We start from the raw sequence: 20,910 nt of genomic DNA on the forward strand, positions 1-20,910 counted from the left end.
AGGACAACCACTCATGACGACGCCCACGATCGAGCTCAAGCCCTCGGCCTCGCCACTCTCCGCTGCGGAGCGCGAGGCGATCCTGGAGAACCCCGGGTTCGGCCGCCACTTCACCGACCACATGGTGACGATCAAGTGGACCGAGGGCCGCGGCTGGCACGACGGCCAGCTCGTCCCGTACGGCCCGCTCTCGCTCGACCCGGCGAACATGACCCTGCACTACGCGCAGGAGATCTTCGAGGGCCTCAAGGCCTACCGCCGGCCCGACGGCTCCGTGGCCACCTTCCGCCCGGAGATGAACGCGCGCCGCTTCCAGCGTTCCGCACACCGCCTCGGTATGCCCGAGCTTCCGGTCGAGACGTTCATCGAGGCCTGTGACGTCCTCGTCCAGCAGGACAAGGCGTGGGTGCCCGCGCACGGCGGCGAGGAGTCGCTCTACCTCCGCCCGTTCATGATCGCGACCGAGGTCGGCCTGGGCGTGAAGCCCGCCAACGAGTACCTGTTCCTGGTCATCGCCTCACCGGCCGGCGCCTACTTCCCCGGCGGCGTCAAGCCGGTCTCCATCTGGCTCTCCGAGGACCGCGTCCGCGCCGTCCCCGGCGGCATGGGCGACGCGAAGACGGGCGGCAACTACGCGGCCTCCCTGCTCGCCCAGGCCGAGGCGGCCGCCAAGGGCTGCGACCAGGTCTGCTACCTCGACGCGGTCGAGCACAAGTGGGTCGAGGAACTCGGCGGCATGAACCTGTACTTCGTGTACGGCGCCGCGTCCAACGAAAAGCCGGTGATCGTCACGCCGTCGCTGACGGGCTCCATCCTGGAGGGCGTGACCCGTGACTCGCTCCTGACCGTCGCCCGCGACCTCGGCTACGAGTCCGAGGAGGGCCGCGTCTCCATCGACCAGTGGCAGCGCGACGCGGAGAACGGCACGCTGACGGAGGTCTTCGCGTGCGGTACCGCCGCCGTGATCACGCCGGTCGGCACGGTGAAGCGCGCGAGCGCGGAGTGGCAGCAGTCGGGCGGCGAGCCGGGCGAGGTCACGCTCCGGCTCCGTGAGGCGCTGCTGAACATCCAGCGGGGCACGGCGGAGGACAAGCACGGCTGGATGCATGTTCTCGGCTGAGGGCTGAGCGGGGGTTCTGTGCGGGGGGTGCGCCGGCCCTACTGGGGGGCCGCGCCCCCCAGGCCCCCTGCTTCGGCCTGGACGGCCTCGTCCTCAAGCGCCGGACCGGCTGGAGTGGCTGACCCGGGCTCGGACGGCACCCTCAGCCGCAGCAGCCCGTACAGCACGCCGCCCACCAGCCCCGAGAGCACGAAGCTGCAGTCCACGCCGCCCGTCAGCGGCAGCAGTGGGCCCTGGTACGACGGCAGTGACACCCCCAGCAGGCCGAACCCGGCGCCCACCGCCCAGGACACCGTCGCCGCCGGGTTCCAGCCGGCCCGGTACCAGTAGATCCCGCCCCGCGAGCGGCGGTTGAACACCTGTAGGGCGTCCGCGTCGTACACCCCGCGGCAGCGCACGAAGCCGATGAGGGTGATGACCGCCCACGGGGTGCCGATGGCGGTCAGCAGGAGGACGAAGGACGTCATCGCGGACTGGGCGTCCCAGGCGTAGTGGCCGGCGAAGACGCACGCCGTCGCGACCACGGCGACCGTGCAGGTGGCCCGTGCACGGGAAACGCGCGGCAGGATGGCGTCCAGGTCGAGGCCCATGGAGTAGAGCATCAGACCCGCGTTGCCGACCGAGCCCGCGGAGGCCGCCAGCAGGAGCGGGACGAGGTACCAGGTGGGGGACGCGGACACCAGCGGGCCGGCGTAGTCGAGCGCCGCCCGGGCCGCGTACGCCGTGAAGGTGCCGAAGAGCTGGGGGACCAGCAGGCCGAGGACCAGGCCGAGCCAGGTCGCGTGCAGGACCCGGCGGGAGGTGTGGCGGGCCGGGGAGATGTAGCGCGTGTAGTCGCCGAGGAGGGTGATGAAGGCGATCGGGCCGGACAGCCCGGCGGCCACCGTCGCCAGGAACCACGTCGGCCAGAAGCCGCCCAGCAGATAGCCGCCGGCTTCGGGCAGCGCGGTGGTCGTGAAGTGCGGCGCGTACGCGATCACGCCGAGCGCCAGCAGCGCCGTCATCCCGATCGCCAGGATCCGGGACATCGCGAGGAGCACCCGGTAGCCGTACACCGCGCCCGCGACCGTCGCCGCCGCGAGCAGTCCGTACACGACCCCGTACGACATCCCGCTCGCCGGCAGGCCGAACAGGCGGCCCAGCACGCTCACCATCACGTCGCCGCCGGTCCACACGGTCAGCGCGGTGTAGCCGAGCGCCAGAAGGAGGCCGACGACCGAACCGACCAGCCTTCCCCGCACGCCGAACTGGGCGCCGGAGGAGGTGGACAGGTTGGTCGCCGTGCGCAGGGAGATCAGGGCGAGGGGGGCCGTGAGCAGCGTCCCCACCACGGTGCCGACCACGATCGAGCTCACCGACGACCACCAGTCCAGCCCGAACGACGGCGGCAGCCAGCCGAAGACGATCACGCCCAGGCAGAGGTTGGAGCCGAGCAGGATCGACACCAGGTCGTGTGGCCCGCTGGTGCGTTCCTCGTCGGGGATGGTGTCGACTCCTCGCTGTTCCATCGGCATGGCTGATCTCCCTCACGTTCGCGCAGCGTTTAGAACGCCACTCAATGTGAGTCACGCTGTGAGGAACGTCAAGAGGCGTCCAGGCTTCCTATTGATCAATCCCATGCTTAGAGTGGCACTCTAAAGTGAAGGGAATGACATGCGGCTGACTCCCACCGAACGCGACCGGCTGCTGCTCTTCGGAGCCGCCGAGCTGGCCCGTGCCCGCCGGGCCCGCGGGCTCCGGCTCAATGTGCCGGAGGCCACCGCGCTCATAGCGGACACCGTCTGCGAGGCCGCCCGCGACGGTGCCCGGCTCGCCGAGGCCATCGACCGCGCCCGGTCCGTCCTCGGTCCGGCCGATGTGCTGCCCGGCGTCGCGGACGTCGTCACCGAGGTGCATGTCGAGGCCGTCTTCGACGACGGTTCGCGGCTCGCGGTGGTCAGCGATCCGATCGGCGGGGGCGGACTGGGGGACCGCGCGCCGGGCGCGCTGCTGCCCGGGCCGGAGCATGCCGAGCCCGCGGCGGCCGTGCGGCTTGCGGTGACCAACACCGCCACCGTGCCCGTCTCCGTCACCTCCCACTTCCACTTCTTCGAGGCCAACCCGCGCCTGGACTTCGTGCGGCAGCAGGCCTATGGGATGCGGCTCGCCGTTCCGGCCGGGTCGTCGGTGCGGTTCGGGCCGGGGGAGAGCGTCGAGGTCGGGTTGGTGCCGATCGGGGGCGAGCGGGTCGCGATCGGGTTCGCGGGGCTCGTCGACGGGGCGCTGGACGCGCCGGGGGCGAAGGAAGAGGCCCTGCGCAGGGCCACCGCCTGCGGATATCTGGGAGCAGACCGATGAGCAACGATTCCTACGCAAGCATCGAACCCGACGCGGGCATCGATCCTCGTGCGTACGCCGCGACCCACGGGCCCCGCGCCGGCGACCGCATCCGGCTCGGCGACTGCGGGCTGACCGTCCGCGTCGAGTCCGACTCCCAGCGGTACGGCGACGAGTTCCTGGCCGGCTTCGGCAAGACCGCCCGCGACGGGCTGCACCTCAAGGCGGCAGCCGTCCGGGAGACCTGTGACGTCGTCATCAGCAATGTGGTGGTGATCGATGCCGTGCAGGGGATCCGGAAGGTGTCGATCGGCATCCGGGAGGGGCGGATCTGCTCGATCGGGCGGGCCGGGAACCCGGACACGCTCGACGGGGTCGACGTCGTCGTCGGGACCGGTACCTCGATCGTGTCCGGCGAGGGGCTGATCGCCACCGCCGGCGCCGTCGACACCCACGTTCATCTGCTGTCGCCGCGGATCATGGAGGCCTCGCTGGCGTCCGGCGTGACCACGATCATCGGGCAGGAGTTCGGGCCGGTGTGGGGCGTCGGCGTCAACTCGCCGTGGGCGCTGCGGCACGCGTTCGGCGCCTTCGACGCCTGGCCGGTCAACATCGGCTTCCTGGGGCGCGGTTCGTCCTCGCACTCCGCGCCCCTGGTGGAGGCGTTGGCCGAGGGCGGCGCGAGCGGCTTCAAGGTGCACGAGGACATGGGCGCCCACACGCGTGCCCTGGACACGGCGTTGCGTGTCGCCGAGGAGCACGACGTCCAAGTCGCCCTGCACAGCGATGGGTTGAACGAGTGCCTGTCGGTCGAGGACACCCTGCGGGTGCTGGAAGGCCGGACCATCCACGCCTTCCACATCGAGGGGTGCGGGGGCGGGCATGTGCCGAACGTCCTGAAGATGGCGGGCGTGCCGAACGTGATCGGCTCCTCCACCAACCCCACCCTGCCCTTCGGACGGGACGCCGTCGCCGAGCACTACGGCATGATCGTCTCCGTCCACGACCTGAAGACCGACCTGCCCGGCGACGCCGCCATGGCCCGCGACCGCATCCGCGCCGGGACCATGGGCGCCGAGGACGTGCTGCACGACCTGGGCGCCATCGGCATCACCTCGTCCGACGCGCAGGGCATGGGGCGGGCCGGCGAGACCGTCCGCCGTACCTTCGCCATGGCCGGGAAGATGAAGGCCGAGTTCGGCGCCCCGGACGAGCACGACAACGAGCGCGTCCTGCGCTACATGGCCAAGCTGACCATCAACCCGGCCATCGCGCACGGGCTCTCGCACGAGGTGGGGTCCATCGAGGTCGGCAAGCTCGCGGACATCGTGCTGTGGCGGCCGGAGTACTTCGGAGCGAAGCCGCAGCTCGTCCTCAAGTCCGGCTTCCCGGCGTACGGCGTGGTCGGCGACCCCAACGCGGCGACGGACACCTGCGAACCGCTGGTCCTCGGGCCGCAGTTCGGGGCGCACGGCGCGACGCCCGCCGAGATCTCGGTGGCCTTCGTCGCCCAGGCCGCCCTCGACCAGGGCAACGACACCATGCCGACCCGGCGCAGAAGGGTCGCGGTGCGCGGCACCCGCGGCATCGGACCGGCCGACCTGCGGCTCAACTCCCGTACCGGAGCCGTGGATGTCGACCAGCGCACGGGTCTGGTCACCCTCGACGGGGAGCCGGTCCGCTCACAGCCGGCCGACTCCGTCTCCCTCAACCGCCTCTACTTTCTCTGATTCCTCTGATTCCTCGGACAAGGATCTCCATGTCTGCTGCCGCCGACGGCTTCCGCATGCCCGCCGAATGGACCCCGCACGAGCGCACCTGGATGGCCTGGCCAGGGCCGAACCCGACCTTCGAGGACCCGGACGACCTCGCCGCCTCCCGTGCCGCCTGGGCCTCGGTCGCCCGTGCGATCCGCCGCTTCGAGCCGGTGACGGTGGTGTGCGGACCGGGGCAGTCGGCGCAGGCGCGGGCGCTGCTGGGCCCGGACGTCGACACGGTCGAGCGTGAACTGGACGACGCGTGGATGCGGGACATCGGCCCCACCTTCCTCACCAACGGGAGTGAACTCGCCGCCGTCGACTGGACGTTCAACGGCTGGGGCGCGCAGGGCTGGGCCCGCTGGGAGCACGACGCGAAGATCGCCGCGTACGTCTCGGATCTCGCGGGCGCGAAGACGTACGCCTCGAAGCTGGTCAACGAGGGCGGGGCGATCCATGTCGACGGCGAGGGGACGGTCCTGCTCACGGAGACCGTGCAGCTCGGCCCCGAGCGCAACCCGGGCTGGACGAAGGACCAGGTCGAGGCGGAGATCCACGCCCGGCTCGGCACCCGCAAGGCCATCTGGCTGCCCCGCGGTCTCACCGGCGACTACCCTCCGCACGGCTTCGGGACCCTCGGCCATGTCGACATCGTCGCCGCGTTCGCGCGCCCCGGTGCCGTGGTCGCGCACTCCCAGCCGGACCCGGCGCACCCGGACCACGAGGTGACGAAGGAGGTCATCGGGCTGCTGAAGGCGCAGACGGACGCGCGGGGCCGCAGCCTGGAGGTCGTCGAGGTCCCGGCGCCCACCGTGCTGGAGGCCGACGGCCACTGGGCCGACTACTCCTACATCAACCACTACCTCTGCAACGGCGGTGTCGTGCTGTGCGGCTTCGACGACCCGCGCGACGAGATCGCCGCCGGGATCTTCCGCCGGCTCTTCCCGCAGCGGACCGTGACGCTCGTCGACGCGAGGACGATCTTCGCGGGCGGGGGCGGCATCCACTGCATCACCCAGCAGCAGCCGAAGGTCCGGTGACGGCCCGCGCCGGGCGGCTCGGTCAGGTAGAACATACGGGTGAACGTCCTGGTCTGCGCGGCCTGCGGCCGCCGCCTCAGCGAGCCGCTGCGTCTGCCGCCCGAGCTGCCCGAACGCCCGGAGTCCGACGGGTCGGAGAACCCCGACGGCTCACGGCACATCCCGTCGACCCCGCCCACTCCGGGTCCGGACGGGGCACGAACCGGACCGGGCCGTCTGATGTCCGCGGGGCCGCGTGACAACGAGGTCTGCCCGGGGTGCGGGGCCGAGGTGGCGACCCGGTTCGCCGAGCGCCACGGCCCGTACGGGACCCACTGCCTGCCCGAAGCCGTAAGCGTGGCCGCCGTATGAGCACCCCCCGCCGCACCCCGGCCCCGCCCCGCGAGCAGGTCCTTGCCGCCGCCATGGACATGATCGCCGAGCGCGGCCTGGAGAAGCTCACCATGGCGGCGCTCGGCCGTGAGGTCGGCATGAGCAGCGGACACCTGCTCTACTACTTCCACTCCAAGGACGAGCTGCTGCTGCAGGCCCTGGAGTGGAGCGAGGGCCGGCTGGGCGCCGAGCGCGGACGGCTGCTGGCGCGCGGTGGCACGGCCCGCGAGCGGCTCGACGCATACGTCGACCTGTACGTTCCCGACGGCCACCGCGACCCGCACTGGACCCTCTGGCTGGAGGTCTGGAACCGCTCGCAGACCGCGGACGAGGCCGCCCGCGACCGGCAGGCCGCCATCGAGGGCGTCTGGCACCGGGATCTGGTGGCGCTGATCGCGGAGGGGGTGTCGCGGGGCGAGTTCCGCCGGGTCGACCCGGACCGTTTCGCGACCCGGCTGCGGGCGTTGCTGGACGGCTTCTCCATCCATGTGGCGATCGGGCTGCGGGGGACGGGCCGGGCGCAAGTTCTCGGCCACGTAAGGGAGTTCCTGGACGAGGGGCTTCTCGCGGACGTCTGAGCGCCTGCCCGTCCCCGGGCAGCGGCGACGGCAACCGGGCCGCCGACATCTTCGTATGACACCTGCGGTGATCAGCAGAGTGCTCGCATCCTGAGACGGACGGTGATCGCGCGGGCGGGTTGTGCCAGACTGCCTCCGTGCTCTCGTTCGCCATGATTATTGGCAGCAGGCGCGCCGGTCCGCAGTGACCGCCACGTACGACCAGGTACGGGCGGACACCGTCGTCCTCGACCCGCGCGCAGACCTCTCGCACCCGCGAGGGGTTTTTCGCTTTTCTGGCCCACCTTCAGCCGGGAGTAAAGCGCGAGGGATCATTGAGGGCGGTGGAGCCGGTCATTCCGGTAACGACCGTGATCCGACGGGATCCAACAGCAGGAGCCTTGACACCATGACCGCAACCAGCGAGCTCGACGATTCGTTCCACGTCTTCGACACCACGCTGCGCGACGGCGCGCAGCGCGAGGGCATCAACCTCACCGTCGCGGACAAGCTGGCCATCGCACGGCACCTGGACGACTTCGGCGTGGGCTTCATCGAGGGCGGCTGGCCCGGCGCCAACCCGCGGGACACCGAGTTCTTCGCCCGCGCCCGGCAGGAGATCGACTTCAGGCACGCCCAGCTCGTCGCCTTCGGCGCCACCCGCCGCGCCGGAGCCAAGGCGAGCGAGGACCCGCAGGTCAAGGCGCTCCTGGACTCGGGCGCCGAGGTGATCACCCTGGTCGCGAAGTCCCACGACCGGCATGTGGAGCTGGCGCTGCGGACGACGCTCGACGAGAACCTGGAAATGGTCCGCGACACGGTCTCGTACCTGCGCGAGCAGGGCCGCAGGGTGTTCGTCGACTGCGAGCACTTCTTCGACGGCTACCGCGCCAACCCGGAGTACGCGAAGGCCGTCGTACGGGCCGCGTCGGAGGCCGGCGCGTCCGTCGTCATCCTCTGCGACACCAACGGCGGCATGCTCCCCGCCCAGGTCCAGGCCGTCGTCTCGACGGTCCTCGCCGACACCGGGGCCCGGCTCGGCATCCACACCCAGGACGACACCGGCTGCGCGGTCGCCAACACCCTCGCCGCCGTCGACGCGGGCGCCACCCACGTCCAGTGCACGGCGAACGGCTACGGCGAGCGCGTCGGCAACGCCAACCTCTTCCCGGTCGTCGCGGCCCTGGAACTCAAGTACGGCAAGCAGGTCCTGCCCGAGGGCGCGCTGCGCGAGATGACCCGGATCTCGCACGCCATCGCCGAGGTCGTCAACCTCACCCCCTCCACGCACCAGCCGTACGTCGGTGTCTCGGCCTTCGCCCACAAGGCCGGACTGCACGCCTCCGCGATCAAGGTCGACCCGGACCTGTACCAGCACATCGACCCCGAGCTGGTCGGCAACACCATGCGGATGCTCGTGTCCGACATGGCGGGCCGCGCCTCGATCGAGCTGAAGGGCAAGGAGCTCGGGGTCGACCTCGGCGGCGACCGTGAGCTGGTCGGCCGGGTCGTCGAGCGGGTCAAGGAGCGCGAGCTCAAGGGCTACACCTACGAGGCCGCCGACGCCTCCTTCGAACTCCTCCTGCGTGGCGAGGTCGAGGGCAGGCCGCTGAAGTACTTCGAGGTCGAGTCCTGGCGTGCCATCGTCGAGGACCGCCCCGACGGCACCCACGCCAACGAGGCCACCGTCAAGCTCTACGCCAAGGGCGAGCGCATCGTCGCCACCGCGGAGGGCAACGGCCCGGTCAACGCCCTCGACCGCGCCCTGCGCGTGGCGCTCGAAAAGATCTACCCCCAGCTGGCCAAGCTCGACCTCGTCGACTACAAGGTCCGCATCCTGGAGGGCGTGCACGGCACGCAGTCCACGACCCGCGTCCTCATCTCGACGTCGGACGGCTCCGGCGAGTGGTCCACGGTCGGCGTCGCGGAGAACGTGATCGCCGCGTCGTGGCAGGCACTTGAGGACGCCTACACCTACGGACTGCTCCGGGCCGGGGTGGAGCCCGCGGAGTAACTCCGTCGGACGTGCGGAGGCCTTCGTCCGGCGAGGGCTCCCGCTGTACTGTGTCGGCAACCGTGCGCCGGAACAGGCCAGTTGGGGGCTCTCGTGGGAACAGGGAGCAGAACCGTGCGCCTGTGGGGGTTCGTCGGCCCGGACTCCTCGGTGCCCTACGTCCACGACGGAACCGTTTACGTGGTCGGCTGTGGCCGCCTGCGGGCCGTCAGCGTGGCCGGCGGATTCTTCCGGTGGAGCACCGAAATCGGCCACCTCGCCCCTCCCACCGTGTCCGGTGACACCGTCTACCTCGCGGGCAAGGGCAGGTACGACGGGGACAAGTTCTTCGCCCTCGACACCGCCGACGGCCGGGTCCGCTGGCGCAGGCGGACCTCCGTGGTCTCGCTGACGCCGCCCGTCGTCGCGGACGGCCTGGTTCACCACGTCGACGGCAGCCGCCACCTCCGTACCTTCGACGCGGCGACCGGGCGCCGCCGTTGGCGGGTGAAGTACCGGCGCAACGGCGCGAACTTCGCGGGGCCCGTGCTGGCCGACGGCACGCTGTACGTCGTCGACGACGGGGGAACCGTCCGGGCACTCGACCCGGCCACGGGCGCCGTCCGCTGGCAGCGGCCGACCTCCGCCCGTGTGCCCCGCGCGCCCCTGGTCCACGACGGCACCCTGTATCTGGGCGGAGGCCATCTCCAGGAGGTGTACGCACTGGACGCAGCCACCGGCGAGCTGCGCTGGTCGGCGCAGCCCTACCTCGCCCGCACCGCCTTCGAGAGCACGCCGGCGATCCACGGCGACACCCTCTACATCACCGGCAGCGATCACCTGTACGCCCTGAACGCGACCACCGGCGAAGCGCGATGGCGTGTTCCCGCTGACGGCGGCACCATCCGTTCCTCACCCGTGGTGGCCGACGGCAAGGTGTACCTCGGAAGCAGGCTGGGGCAGGTGTGCGCGATCAGTGCGGACAACGGCCAGGTCCGCTGGAAGGCGCAAGCGGGCGACAAACTCCGGTCCCTGGTGGTGGCCGGTGGTCTCGTCTACGTGACCTGCGGAGACAGCCTCTACACGATGGAGGCGTAGGTGGTGTGCCCCTCCTGCCGAGCGAGCCCGACGAAGGCCGCCCAAGTGCCCGGCGACACGGTGAGGTTGGGGCCGGTGTTCTTGGAATCGCGGATGTGGACGGCGGAGGGCTGGGTGGCGACCTCGATGCAGTCGCCGCCCTGGCTGCCGCTGTAGCTGGACTTGCGCCAGTCGTGAGCGACCTCGATGCAGTTGCCGCCCTCGTTGCTGCTGTAACTGGACTTGAACCACTGAAGTGCGGTGCTCATCGGTCTCCTAGCAATCCATGCAAGAGGCGCACGCTCTCGCCCGTGGAGAGAGCCTGTGACCGCAGCATTCCATACTTCAGTTGATAGTCACTGACCTCGTCTGGATCCTCGACGAGGAAGCTGGCGCGCTGTACCTCCAGGTAGACGAGGGGTTGGTGGTCGGGGGTTTCCAGCAGTGTCATCGGGCCCGCCAGACCGGCGTGGGGCATCCGGTCCATGGGCATGAAGTCGGCGACGGCGGCACCGAGTACGGCTCCTCCACCACCGGCACGTACACCATCGACCAGGGCGTCACCAAGGTCACCCGGCAGCAGCTGGAGGCCGTCCACCTGGCGCCGTACCGGACGGCCGTCGAACGCGGCATCGGCACGGTCATGCCCTCGTACTCCTCGCTCGACATCCTCGGCGACGGACAGGGCCCGGTGAAGATGCACGCCCGCGGCGACATGATCAACGGCGTGCTCAAGGGGCGGATGGGCTTCGATGGATTCGTCATCAGCGACTGGAACGCCATCGACCAGCTCCCCGGCGACTATTCCTCCCACGTCCGCACGTCCGTCGACGCGGGCGTCGACATGATGATGGTGCCGTACTCGTACAAGGACTTCACCGCGCAGCTCGTCGACGAGGTGCGGGCCGGGCGGATCAGCGAGCGGCGGATCGACGACGCCGTGTCGCGCATCCTCACGCAGAAGTTCCGGCTCGGGCTCTTCGAGCACCCGTACGCCGACACCGCCCACGCCCCGCAGATCGGCTCCGCCGCGCACCGCGCCGTCGCCCGGCAGGCCGCCGCCGAGTCGCAGGTGCTGCTGAAGAACAGCGGTGGGGTGCTCCCGCTGAAGAGGGGCCAGAAGGTGTACGTGGCCGGGTCCAACGCCGACGACCTCGGCAACCAGACCGGCGGCTGGACCGTCACCTGGCAGGGCGCGTCCGGTACCCACACCCAGGGCACGACGATCCTCGACGGGATGCGCAGGGACGGAGACGTCACCTACTCCAAGGACGCCTCCGCGCCCACGGCCGGCTACGACGTCGGCGTGGTCGTGGTCGGCGAGACCCCCTACGCCGAGGGCGTCGGTGACGTCGGCAACGGGCACGACATGCAGCTCTCCGCCGCCGACAAGGCCGCCGTCGACAAGGTGTGCGCGGCCATGAAGTGCGCGGTGCTGATCGTCTCCGGGCGCCCGCAGCTGATCGGCGACCGGCTCGGCGAGATCGACGGCCTGGTCGCCTCCTGGCTGCCGGGCACGGAGGGCGACGGGGTGGCCGACGTGCTGTACGGCAAACGCCCCTTCACCGGTCAACTCCCGGTCACCTGGCCCCGGTCCGAGGCCCAGCTGCCGATCAACGTCGGCGACACGACGTACGACCCGCAGTTCCCGTACGGCTGGGGTCTGACCACGCTGACCAAGGCGCCGGAGGGCGGCGCGGTGACCCTGAAGGCCCTCGCGGTGGCCGCCGCCGTGGCCGAGAAGGCGGGCGCGGGCGACACCGGCCGCGCGCTCGTCACCAAGGCCCGGCTGATCGTCCAGCAGAAGGCGGGCACGAGCATCACCGAGGCGGTGGCGAAACCCTTCGCCGACGCGGATCACCTCTCGCTCACCGGACGGTACGGGGCGGCCGTGGAGAAGCTGATCACGGCCTACCGGGCCGCCTGAGGAGGACGCCACCCGCCACTTTCACCTGAACGGATGACCTGTTTTGGGAGGCTTCGGGTAGCTTCGAACCATGAAGGCCGTCGTACGGACCCGAAGCCTCCCGGGGCTGCTCCTGGCCCTGCTGCTCGCCGCCCTGACCGTACTGTCGGCGGGCTCCCCGCCGGCCTCCGCCGCCACTAGCGTCTCGACCGTCGCCGAGGCCCTGCGCAAGAGCCCGGTCTACGTCGACCCGGCGGCGAGCGCCCAGCTGTCCTCCGCCGACGCGCACGCCCTCGCCGAGCAGATCAAGCACGCCGACAAACCGCTCTTCGTCGCGGTCCTCCCCGCGGGCTACCCCACGGCGAACCTCTTCCAGAACCTCCGCACCGCCACCGGCATCACCGGCCTGTACGCGATCCGCCTGGGTGACCGCTTCGACGCGAGGGCCGACTCCTCCGTCCTGCCGCGCACCGCCGTACAGAACCTCGTCACCAGCGTCCAGGGCGAGAAGAACGCCAAGACCCAGCTGACCGACTTCACCCACGGCGCCCTCACCAACATGGGCGGCTCCGCCCCGTCGAGCTGGGGCTCCTCCTCCGGCGGCGGCGGGGTGTCGTACACCGCGCTGATCACCGCGGGCGCGGTGCTGGTGGCGGGCGGCGCGGGCGTCTACACGCTGGTGCGACGGGGCCGGCGCCGCAGGGCCGAGGAGCAGCGGGCCGCGCTGGACCGGCTCCGGGTCGTCGTCGACGAGGACATCACCGCCTTCGGCGAGGAGCTGGACCGCCTCGACTTCCACCCGGCGGAGGCGGGCGCCGACGACGCCATGCGCGCGGACTACGAACGGGCGCTGGACGCCTACGAGCAGGCGAAGTCGTTCATGGCCGCCGCCACGAAACCCGAGGACGTCCGCGCCGTCACCCAGGCACTGGAGGACGGCCGCTTCTCGCTGGCCCTGCTCACCGCCCGCCGCGAGGGCCGCCCCCTGCCCGAGCGCCGGCCGCCCTGCTTCTTCGACCCACGCCACGGCCCCTCCGTCACCGACGCCGGCTGGATGCCGCCGGGCGGCGCCCCGCGCGAGGTCCCGGTCTGCGCGGCCGACGCCACCCGTCTCGCCGACGGCCGCGACCCCGTCGTCCGCGAGGTCGACACCGATCAGGGCCGCCGCCCCTACTGGGACGCGGGCCCCGCCTACGGCCCCTGGGCGGGCGGCTACTTCGGCGGCGGCCTGCTGCCCGGCCTGCTGGTCGGCACGATGCTGGGCAGCATGATGGCGACCCCGTCGTACGCGGCCGACTACGGCTCCGGATACGGGGACTTCGGCGGCGGATACGACGGCGGAGACGTCTCCGGCGCTGACTTCGACCCCGGCGACTTCGGCGGCGGGTTCGGCGACGGCGGCGGAGGGGACTTCGGGGGCGGCGGCGGGGACTTCGGCGGAGGCTTCTGAGACGTCAGACCTCCGCGTCCGCCAGCCGCTCCATCAGTGCCGCCGCCAGCTCCAGGACCCCCCGCTCCGTCGGGCTCAGCGACGCCAGCGCGCCGGACAGCCAGGCGTCCCGCTCGGCCATGTCCCGCTCCACCCTCCGCAGTCCCTCCTCGGTCACCGACAGCACGGACTGCCGCCGGTCGGCCGTGCCCGGCTCCCGCGCGATCAGCCCCTCCGCCTCCAGCTCCGCGAAGACCCGGGTCAGCGACTGCGGCCGCTGCCGCTCGGCCGCCGCGACCTCACCGGGCGTGGCGGGCCCGTGCCGGTACAGGCGGCCCAGCACCGACAACTGGTTGGGGCTGAGACACCCGTCGCCGCGCTCCTGCCGCAGCCGACGGTTGAGCCGGACGAGACCACTACGGATGCGGCTGGCTTCGGCAAGGTGCTCCATGGCAGAGATCGTACGTGGCAGAGATCGTACGCGAGTACTTACTAATACTCGCTACCTGGATGCCGACAACACCTATAAACTCCGACAGGTGACCGGCAAACTTATACGCAACGCGTACGAAGCGGTGCTGACGATGACCGCCATGCTGCTCTGCTGGGCCGCCGCCCTCGTACTGGAGGGCACCGCCGGGCTGCACACCGACGTGCTCGTCCTCGCGGTCGCCCTGACACTCACCCTGTCCTCGACCCAGCGCACCGCCGACACCCGCCGCCGGCTCACCGCGCTGGTGGTGCTGCCTGTGACGGCCGGCGCGTCGATCTTCCTCGGCCGGCTGATCGCCGCCCACTACGCGATCGGTGCCGCCGTCTTCACCGTCGGCATCTCGCTGGCCATCTGGATCCGCCGTTACGGCCCGGCCGCCGCGAAGGCCGGCACCCTGCTGACCCTCCCGCTCATCGCCCTCCTGGTCGTCCCGGGCCCCACGTTGCCGCCCGAGGCGCAGAGTGGGCTGGTGACCTGGTTCTGGTCGGCGCTGATCGGGGCGCTGGCGTGCTGCTCGGTCTGGCTGGTGCAGGGGCTGGGGGACCGGTACGGGCCCTGGCGCGCCGAGCCGGTCCCCGAGCAGCCGCCGCGCCGCTCCCGACTCCACCCCCGTCCGAGCACCCGCATGGCCCTGCAGATGGCGGCCGGCATCGCCACCGCCTTCGCCGTCGGCCACCTGCTCTTCGACGACCACTGGCCCTGGGTGGTCCTCACGGCGTACGTCGCAGCGAGCGGCAACCGCGGCCGGAACGACGTGCTGCGCAAGGGGGTCGAGCGTCTCGCCGGGGCCTGCGTAGGTACGCTGCTGGCGGTGGGCGTGGCGGCGGCCGGGGTCACCGGCCACGCCGCCGTGGCGCTGATGTTCGCCGTCCTCGCGGTCGCGCTGTGGCTGCGCCCGCTCCGCTACGCCTACTGGGCGGCGGGCATGACCTGCGCCCTCTCCCTCCTCCTCGGCTACTTCGGCCAGAACGCCCAGCACCTGCTGCCGACCCGCCTGGAGGGCATCGCCGTCGGCGCGGTCCTGTCGGTGGCCTCGGCGTGGTGGCTGCTGCCGGTGCCGCGCGGGCGGGCGACGGCGGCACAGATTGCTCCGACCGATGTCCAACGGCCCCACGCGCTCCTACTCTTGGGGAGTGGTGACCGCGCCCGATGGGGACGAACGGGAACTCGTCGAGGGCTTCGGCGACGATCGGCCGCTGCTCGGTGAGCGGTGGCGGGCGTTGTCGCGCCGGGTCCGGGTGACGGTCGTCGGGTCGCTCTGCGCGGTCCTGCTGGGCGCGCTAATCGGATACGTCGTCGCCACGCGCCCGCCGCCCGACCCGGTCGCCGCCACGAGTGTCCGGATCACCGCTGTGGAGATGCCGCGGCGCTACACCCTGGACCTCGGCATCACCCTCCGCGTCGCCTCCGCCGCTCCCGTCACCCTCACGGGGACGAGGCAGGGTTACGACGGCTTCCTGCCGACCCTGCCCGTATCCGGCGCCGCGCTCCTGCCCGGTCAGGCGCGCATCCTGCACACCCGCCTGAACGTCTACTGCCAGCTGCCCCTGCCACCGCAGGGAACGCCCCTGCTGTTCGTGACCGTGCGCAACGCCCGCCGCGAGGGCCGGGCACCGGTCGTGCCCACCGCGGCGCAACTCGCCGGCATCGACCACGCCGTGCAGCAGATCTGCCGACGGTGACCGCGTCCGCCACCGGTCCTGCGTGAGTGGCCCCGGGCCTGCGCAGTCCGTGACCGACCGGGCCGAGCTCGGCCGAGCGCCCGTCCCCTGATGGAGGGGACGGGCGTGCTCAGGCGCGGATGCAGTGAAGGCTCAGGCGTTCTTGATCGCCGAGATGTCGAAGTTCAGCTTGATCTTGTCGGAGATCAGCACACCACCCGTCTCCAGGGCCGCGTTCCACGTCAGACCCCACTCGGAGCGCTTGATCTCCGCCTTGCCCTCGAAGCCCACGCGCTCGTTGCCGAAGGGGTCCTTCGCGGCGCCGTTGAACTCGAGGTCGATGGTGAGCGGCTTGGTGGTGCCGAGGATCGTCAGATCGCCGGTGATGCGGTAGTCCTCGCCGCCGAGGGCCTCCGCGGAGGTCGAGCGGAACGTCATGGTCGGGAACTCGTCCGTCTTGAAGAAGTCCGCGCTCTTGAGGTGACCGTCGCGGTCGGCGGACCCGGTGTCGATGCTCTCCATCTTGACGTCGATGGAGGCCGTCGACGCGGCCGGGTTGCCGCCGTCCAGGTGCAGTGACCCGCTGAAGTCGAGGAACTTGCCCTTGACATTGGTGACCATGGCGTGCCGGACGGTGAAGCCGATGGTGGAGTGGGCCGTGTCGATCGCGTAGTCGCCGGTCAGCGCGGTCAGGTCGGTGTTCGCCATGACGTACTCCTTGGGTCTTCGGGTCCAGTAAGTTGAACGTTGAACTACTCAACGGAATCGACCGTAGACCTATTCCTTTCAAGTTTCAACATAAACCGCAAAGTGTTGGCGTGGTTACGCTGAGGTGGTAGATGCCCATGGCATGACCACACACCGCAGGGGCTCCATGAGACCCACCCGCAGAGCCGTGTTACTCGCGGCGGCACTCCTGGCCACGGCCGCACCCCCCGCCCGCGCAGCCGCCCCCGACCCCTACGACGCCCTCCGCCGCCGCTGGCTCGACCTCGCCCTCGGTAGCGGTTACGACCCCACCGCCGAGCCGTACGCCTCCCGCCTGGCCGAAACGGGCGCACTCGCCCGCGCCGCCCAGGCCGCCATGGCCCCCACGCCCACCTCCCTCTGGCCCGGCTACCCCTACGACCCGCCCTCCGGCATCACCCAGAGCTACGGCCGCGTGTGGACGATGACCCAGGCCTACGTCCAGCAGGGCACCGGCTCGACCGGCGACCCTGCCCTCCTCTCGGCCGTCCTGCGCGGCCTCGACCACCTCTCCGCCACCGTCTACAACCCCTCCACCACCCGCTACGGCAACTGGTGGGAGTGGCAGATCGGCAGCCCCCGCCTGCTGATGGACATCACGGCCGTCCTCTACGACCACCTCACCGAGGCCCGGCGGCAAGCGGCCTGCGCCGCCGTTGACCACTTCATCCCCGACGCGATGCTCACCGACTACTCCGGCACCTCCACCGGCGCCAACCGCGTCGACCTGTGCCGCTCGGTCGCCCTGCGCGGCATCCTGGGCCGCGCGGACGCCAAGCTCGCCCTGGCCCGCGACGCGCTCTCCCCGGTCTTCCCGTACGTCACCAAGGGGGACGGCCTGTACGCGGACGGCTCGTTCGTCCAGCACACCTGGGTCGCGTACTCGGGGACGTACGGACAAGTGATGCTCGACGGCCTCGGCCGCCTCTTCACGCTGCTGGCGGGATCCGCGTGGGAGGTGACCGACCCGAACCGGCAGCTCGTCCTCGACAGCGTCGAGCACGCCTACGCGCCGCTGATCCACGACGGGTTGGTGATGGACGGCGTCAACGGCCGTGCCATCAGCCGGGGTTACCTCAGAAGCGATGACCGCCACGTCATGCGCAGCGACCACTTCCACGGGCAGGGGATCATCGCGGCCGTGGCGCTGCTGGCCGGTGGGGCGACCGCGGTGGAACGCGACCGCTGGCACTCGTACATCAAGGGCTGGATCGAACGGGACACGGTGACACCCATCCTGACGGCACGTCAGCTCGACGTGGCCGACCTGGCCCGGCTGCACGCGGTCGCCGACGCGCCGGTCCCGGCCGCCCCCGAACCCGTGGGCCACCGTCTCTTCCCGGCCATGGACAGGGCCGTCCACCGCGGCCCGGGCTTCACGGCGAGCCTGGCCATGTGCAGCGACCGCATCACGTACTACGAGTACGGCAACGGAGAGAACCCGCGCGGCTGGCACACGGGCGCCGGAATGCTCTACTGGTGGCCCAAGGGGCGCAGCGACCAGTACACGGACTGGTTCTGGCCGACCGTCGACTGGTACCGCCTGCCGGGCACCACCGTGTCCACCCTTCCCCTGGCGGACAAGGCGGGCGGCGAATGGGGCCAGCCCAAGCCGGACGTGCGCTGGGTCGGCGGCACGACGGACGGCGAGTACGCGGCCGTCGGCCAGCACCTCAGGGGCCTCGGCTCGACGCTCCACGCCCGCAAGTCGTGGTTCTGCGTCCCGGACGCGGTGATCTGCCTCGGCGCGGGCATCACCTGTACCGACGGCGTCCCGGTCGAGACCGTCGTCGACAATCGCAACCTGGGGGAGGCCGGGACACAGGAGTTCGTACGGGGGAGGGGCTGGGCCCATCTGGAGGGCCACGGCGGCTGGATCGTACCCGGCGGTGCGCTGCGCACCCTCCGCGAGGACCGCTCCGGCGCCTGGTCGGACATCAACACCACCAGCACCACCCAGCGGGCCACCCGCCGGTGGCAGACCCTCTGGCTCGACCACGGCACGGACCCGGTCGACGCCGCATACGTCTACGTCCTCATGCCCGGCGCCTCCCGCCGAGTGGTCGCCTCCCGCGCCGCCGACCGGCACTGGCTGGCGATCCTCGCCAACAGCGCCACCTGCCAGGCCGTCCGCGTCCCCTCCCTCGGCCTGACGGCCGCCAACTTCTGGGGGCCCGGCACGGCGGGAGCGCTGACCGCCTCCGCGGCCGCGAGCGTCCTCGTACGCCACCACGCCCGCACCGCTACCCTCTGCGTGAGCGAGCCCCCCCGAACGGGTGAGCCGTTCGAGATCACCTGGAACCACCCGGTGCGCGGGGTGGTGCGGGCCGACGACACCGTCGAAGTCCTCCGCACCGGCCGCCGTACGACGCTCCGGATTACCCCAGGCGTGTCATGTGCGACTCACCGTTGTGAGCTGACTCTCAGCTGACGGCTTTGTCTGACCTCTACAAGCCGGATGCCCTCTGAGCAGTCGGAAAGCCTGCATGCCCCCAGGGTTCTGTTCAGTGGCACCAGGAAAACGGGCCGGAGACTGTACGGAGTCGACGGCTCGCTTTCTCGGGTGGGCTTCGTAAGGTCACTACATGACCGTTTTGGATGAGGCGCCGGGTGAGCCGACGGACGCGCGCGGGCGAGTGGCCGAACTGCACGAGATCCGTGCGCAGGCGCTGGCCGGCCCGAGCGAGAAGGCGACCGAGGCGCAGCACGCCAAGGGCAAGCTGACCGGCCGGGAGCGCATCGAGCTGCTCCTCGACCCGGGCTCCTTCCAGGAGGTCGAGCAGCTGCGCCGGCACCGCGCGGTCGGCTTCGGCCTGGAGGCCAAGAAGCCCTACACGGACGGTGTCATCACCGGTTGGGGCACGGTGGAGGGCCGCACGGTCTTCGTCTACGCCCATGACTTCCGCATCTTCGGCGGCGCGCTGGGCGAGGCCCACGCCACCAAGATCCACAAGATCATGGACATGGCCATCGCGGCCGGGGCGCCGCTCGTGTCGCTGAACGACGGTGCGGGCGCCCGCATCCAGGAGGGCGTCTCCGCGCTCGCCGGATACGGCGGCATCTTCCAGCGCAACACCAAGGCCTCCGGCGTCATCCCGCAGATCTCGGTGATGCTCGGCCCGTGCGCCGGCGGCGCCGCGTACTCGCCGGCCCTGACCGACTTCGTCTTCATGGTCCGCGAGACCTCGCAGATGTTCATCACCGGCCCGGACGTGGTCAAGGCGGTGACGGGCGAGGAGATCACCCAGAACGGCCTGGGCGGCGCGGACGTCCACGCCGAGACCTCCGGTGTCTGTCACTTCGCCTACGACGACGAGGAGACCTGCATCGCCGAGGTCCGCTACCTCCTGTCGCTGCTCCCGCAGAACAACCGGGAGAACCCGCCGCGGGTGGAGTCCACGGACGCGGTGGACCGCCGCGGCGACGTGCTGCTCGACCTGGTCCCGGCGGACGGCAACCGGCCGTACGACATGGCCAAGGTGATCGAGGAGATCGTCGACGACGGCGAGTACCTGGAGGTCCACGAGCGCTGGGCCCGCAACATCATCTGCGCGCTGGGCCGCCTGGACGGCCAGGTCGTCGGCATCGTCGCCAACCAGCCGCAGACCCTCGCCGGCGTCCTGGACATCGAGGCATCGGAAAAAGCTGCGCGTTTCGTCCAGATGTGTGACGCTTTTAACATCCCGATCGTCACCTTCCTGGACGTCCCGGGGTTCCTCCCGGGCGTCGACCAGGAGCACGGCGGAATCATCCGCCACGGCGCGAAGCTCCTCTACGCCTACTGCAACGCGACCGTGCCGAGGATTTCGCTGATCCTGCGCAAGGCGTACGGAGGTGCCTACATCGTCATGGACAGCCAGTCCATCGGTGCGGACCTCACCTATGCCTGGCCGACGAACGAGATCGCCGTGATGGGCGCCGAAGGGGCCGCCAACGTCATCTTCCGGCGACAGATCGCAGAGGCCGAGGACCCCGAGGCCATGCGGGCCCGCATGGTCAAGGAGTACAAGTCCGAGCTGATGCACCCCTACTACGCGGCCGAGCGCGGCCTGGTCGACGACGTCATCGACCCGACCGAGACCCGCGAGATCCTCATCCGCTCCCTGGCGATGCTGCAGACCAAGCACGCCGATCTGCCGTCCCGCAAGCACGGCAACCCCCCGCAGTAACCCAGCGGACCCTCCGCGACACCCTCGCGGAAACCTCTCTCACGGAGACTGAGACCTATGAACACCCCTGACATTCGTGTCGAGAAGGGCCACGCCGAGCCCGAGGAAGTCGCCGCCATCACGGCCGTCCTCCTCGCCCGCGCCGCAGCCGCCCCGTCGGACGAGGCCCAGCCCCACCGAGGCCGCGCAAAAGCCGGCTGGCGCCGTCTGGAGCGCGAGCCCGGCTTCCGGGCCCCGCACAGCTGGCACTGAGCGCCGCACAACGCCTGAGGG

18 protein-coding genes and 2 pseudogenes are annotated in these 20,910 nt (G+C 71.0%); 15 read left to right on the top strand and 5 right to left on the bottom strand.

The window, feature by feature from the left end:
* Positions 1–13: 13 nt before the first annotated feature.
* On the top strand, positions 14–1,120 hold the full coding sequence (locus tag LJ657_RS23965) for a branched-chain amino acid aminotransferase (RefSeq protein ID WP_232650807.1): 1,107 nt from the start codon (positions 14–16) through the stop codon (positions 1,118–1,120).
* Positions 1,121–1,158: 38 nt separating this feature from the next.
* Here the strand turns inward: LJ657_RS23965 and LJ657_RS23970 are convergent, their stop codons facing one another.
* Positions 1,159–2,634: a cytosine permease gene (locus LJ657_RS23970; protein WP_232650808.1), complete on the bottom strand. Its 1,476-nt coding sequence runs from the start codon at positions 2,632–2,634 to the stop codon at positions 1,159–1,161.
* Positions 2,635–2,773: 139 nt separating this feature from the next.
* Between LJ657_RS23970 and ureA the strand changes: the two genes are divergently transcribed.
* The 7 genes from ureA to LJ657_RS24005 all read left to right on the top strand — a co-directional run bounded on the left by ureA (position 2,774) and on the right by LJ657_RS24005 (position 10,253).
* Positions 2,774–3,457 carry an urease subunit gamma gene (gene ureA, locus LJ657_RS23975; protein ID WP_232650809.1) on the top strand — a complete coding sequence of 228 codons (684 nt, stop codon included), beginning with the start codon at positions 2,774–2,776 and terminating at the stop codon, positions 3,455–3,457.
* The gene (locus LJ657_RS23980; protein WP_232650810.1) at positions 3,454–5,166 is read left to right on the top strand and encodes an urease subunit alpha; all 1,713 of its coding nucleotides are present in this window, start codon (positions 3,454–3,456) and stop codon (positions 5,164–5,166) included. Before ureA ends, LJ657_RS23980 begins: the two co-directional genes overlap by 4 nt.
* Before the next feature lie 29 nt (positions 5,167–5,195).
* A complete protein-coding gene (locus tag LJ657_RS23985) occupies positions 5,196–6,233 on the top strand; it encodes an agmatine deiminase family protein (protein ID WP_232650811.1) in 1,038 nt (345 codons plus the stop codon).
* 39 nt (positions 6,234–6,272) lie between these two features.
* The gene (locus tag LJ657_RS23990; RefSeq protein ID WP_232650812.1) at positions 6,273–6,584 is read left to right on the top strand and encodes a hypothetical protein; all 312 of its coding nucleotides are present in this window, start codon (positions 6,273–6,275) and stop codon (positions 6,582–6,584) included.
* Positions 6,581–7,183 carry a TetR/AcrR family transcriptional regulator gene (locus LJ657_RS23995; RefSeq protein WP_232650813.1) on the top strand — a complete coding sequence of 201 codons (603 nt, stop codon included), beginning with the start codon at positions 6,581–6,583 and terminating at the stop codon, positions 7,181–7,183. Before LJ657_RS23990 ends, LJ657_RS23995 begins: the two co-directional genes overlap by 4 nt.
* Before the next feature lie 388 nt (positions 7,184–7,571).
* Positions 7,572–9,176 carry a citramalate synthase gene (cimA, locus tag LJ657_RS24000; protein ID WP_232650814.1) on the top strand — a complete coding sequence of 535 codons (1,605 nt, stop codon included), beginning with the start codon at positions 7,572–7,574 and terminating at the stop codon, positions 9,174–9,176.
* A gap of 114 nt (positions 9,177–9,290) precedes the next feature.
* On the top strand, positions 9,291–10,253 hold the full coding sequence (locus LJ657_RS24005) for an outer membrane protein assembly factor BamB family protein (RefSeq protein ID WP_232650815.1): 963 nt from the start codon (positions 9,291–9,293) through the stop codon (positions 10,251–10,253).
* Here the strand turns inward: LJ657_RS24005 and LJ657_RS24010 are convergent.
* Entirely contained in the window at positions 10,235–10,501 is a 267-nt protein-coding gene (locus LJ657_RS24010; RefSeq protein WP_232650816.1) for a DUF397 domain-containing protein, read from the bottom strand. The genes LJ657_RS24005 and LJ657_RS24010 overlap by 19 nt on opposite strands.
* A pseudogene (locus LJ657_RS24015) lies at positions 10,498–10,725 on the bottom strand (Scr1 family TA system antitoxin-like transcriptional regulator); the annotation flags it as partial. The gene LJ657_RS24010 and the pseudogene LJ657_RS24015, both read right to left, overlap by 4 nt.
* On the opposite strand from LJ657_RS24015, the pseudogene LJ657_RS24020 reads away from it, so the two are divergent.
* Positions 10,723–12,159: pseudogene (locus tag LJ657_RS24020) on the top strand (glycoside hydrolase family 3 protein); the annotation flags it as partial. The pseudogenes LJ657_RS24015 and LJ657_RS24020 sit on opposite strands and share 3 nt — an antisense overlap.
* A 70-nt stretch (positions 12,160–12,229) precedes the next feature.
* Complete coding sequence (locus tag LJ657_RS24025; protein ID WP_232650817.1) at positions 12,230–13,588, top strand: hypothetical protein; 1,359 nt, start codon at positions 12,230–12,232, stop codon at positions 13,586–13,588.
* A gap of 4 nt (positions 13,589–13,592) precedes the next feature.
* Here the strand turns inward: LJ657_RS24025 and LJ657_RS24030 are convergent, their stop codons facing one another.
* Positions 13,593–14,018: a MarR family winged helix-turn-helix transcriptional regulator gene (locus tag LJ657_RS24030; protein WP_232650818.1), complete on the bottom strand. Its 426-nt coding sequence runs from the start codon at positions 14,016–14,018 to the stop codon at positions 13,593–13,595.
* 88 nt (positions 14,019–14,106) lie between these two features.
* On the opposite strand from LJ657_RS24030, the gene LJ657_RS48670 reads away from it, so the two are divergent.
* Entirely contained in the window at positions 14,107–15,267 is a 1,161-nt protein-coding gene (locus tag LJ657_RS48670; RefSeq protein WP_232650819.1) for an FUSC family protein, read from the top strand.
* Positions 15,197–15,742: a hypothetical protein gene (locus LJ657_RS24040; RefSeq protein WP_232650820.1), complete on the top strand. Its 546-nt coding sequence runs from the start codon at positions 15,197–15,199 to the stop codon at positions 15,740–15,742. Before LJ657_RS48670 ends, LJ657_RS24040 begins: the two co-directional genes overlap by 71 nt.
* A 132-nt stretch (positions 15,743–15,874) precedes the next feature.
* On the opposite strand, the gene LJ657_RS24045 is transcribed toward LJ657_RS24040, so the two are convergent.
* Entirely contained in the window at positions 15,875–16,429 is a 555-nt protein-coding gene (locus tag LJ657_RS24045; RefSeq protein WP_232650821.1) for a YceI family protein, read from the bottom strand.
* Between the two features lie 166 nt (positions 16,430–16,595).
* On the opposite strand from LJ657_RS24045, the gene LJ657_RS24050 reads away from it, so the two are divergent.
* From LJ657_RS24050 to LJ657_RS24060, 3 genes are all read left to right on the top strand, one after another.
* On the top strand, positions 16,596–18,899 hold the full coding sequence (locus LJ657_RS24050) for a polysaccharide lyase 8 family protein (RefSeq protein WP_232650822.1): 2,304 nt from the start codon (positions 16,596–16,598) through the stop codon (positions 18,897–18,899).
* Positions 18,900–19,053: 154 nt separating this feature from the next.
* Positions 19,054–20,637: an acyl-CoA carboxylase subunit beta gene (locus LJ657_RS24055; protein ID WP_232650823.1), complete on the top strand. Its 1,584-nt coding sequence runs from the start codon at positions 19,054–19,056 to the stop codon at positions 20,635–20,637.
* A 57-nt stretch (positions 20,638–20,694) separates the two neighbouring features.
* Positions 20,695–20,889 (top strand): acyl-CoA carboxylase subunit epsilon, encoded by a 195-nt coding sequence (locus LJ657_RS24060; RefSeq protein WP_232650824.1) that lies wholly within the window; start codon positions 20,695–20,697, stop codon positions 20,887–20,889.
* Positions 20,890–20,910 lie beyond the last annotated feature (21 nt).

The sequence above is a fragment of the Streptomyces guryensis genome (genome assembly GCF_021261325.1).
GTDB classification, from domain to species: Bacteria; Actinomycetota; Actinomycetes; order Streptomycetales; family Streptomycetaceae; genus Streptomyces; species Streptomyces guryensis.

Excerpts from the sequence above, each read along its gene's own strand:
- LJ657_RS23965 (WP_232650807.1), top strand. The coding sequence starts at position 14 with ATGACGACGCCCACGATCGAGCTCAAGCCCTCGGCCTCGCCACTCTCC.
- LJ657_RS23970 (WP_232650808.1), bottom strand. The coding sequence starts at position 2,634 with ATGCCGATGGAACAGCGAGGAGTCGACACCATCCCCGACGAGGAACGC.
- ureA (WP_232650809.1), top strand. The coding sequence starts at position 2,774 with ATGCGGCTGACTCCCACCGAACGCGACCGGCTGCTGCTCTTCGGAGCC.
- LJ657_RS23980 (WP_232650810.1), top strand. The coding sequence starts at position 3,454 with ATGAGCAACGATTCCTACGCAAGCATCGAACCCGACGCGGGCATCGAT.
- LJ657_RS23985 (WP_232650811.1), top strand. The coding sequence starts at position 5,196 with ATGTCTGCTGCCGCCGACGGCTTCCGCATGCCCGCCGAATGGACCCCG.
- LJ657_RS23995 (WP_232650813.1), top strand. The coding sequence starts at position 6,581 with ATGAGCACCCCCCGCCGCACCCCGGCCCCGCCCCGCGAGCAGGTCCTT.
- cimA (WP_232650814.1), top strand. The coding sequence starts at position 7,572 with ATGACCGCAACCAGCGAGCTCGACGATTCGTTCCACGTCTTCGACACC.
- LJ657_RS24010 (WP_232650816.1), bottom strand. The coding sequence starts at position 10,501 with ATGAGCACCGCACTTCAGTGGTTCAAGTCCAGTTACAGCAGCAACGAG.
- LJ657_RS24025 (WP_232650817.1), top strand. The coding sequence starts at position 12,230 with ATGAAGGCCGTCGTACGGACCCGAAGCCTCCCGGGGCTGCTCCTGGCC.
- LJ657_RS24030 (WP_232650818.1), bottom strand. The coding sequence starts at position 14,018 with ATGGAGCACCTTGCCGAAGCCAGCCGCATCCGTAGTGGTCTCGTCCGG.
- LJ657_RS24045 (WP_232650821.1), bottom strand. The coding sequence starts at position 16,429 with ATGGCGAACACCGACCTGACCGCGCTGACCGGCGACTACGCGATCGAC.
- LJ657_RS24050 (WP_232650822.1), top strand. The coding sequence starts at position 16,596 with ATGAGACCCACCCGCAGAGCCGTGTTACTCGCGGCGGCACTCCTGGCC.
- LJ657_RS24055 (WP_232650823.1), top strand. The coding sequence starts at position 19,054 with ATGACCGTTTTGGATGAGGCGCCGGGTGAGCCGACGGACGCGCGCGGG.
- LJ657_RS24060 (WP_232650824.1), top strand. The coding sequence starts at position 20,695 with ATGAACACCCCTGACATTCGTGTCGAGAAGGGCCACGCCGAGCCCGAG.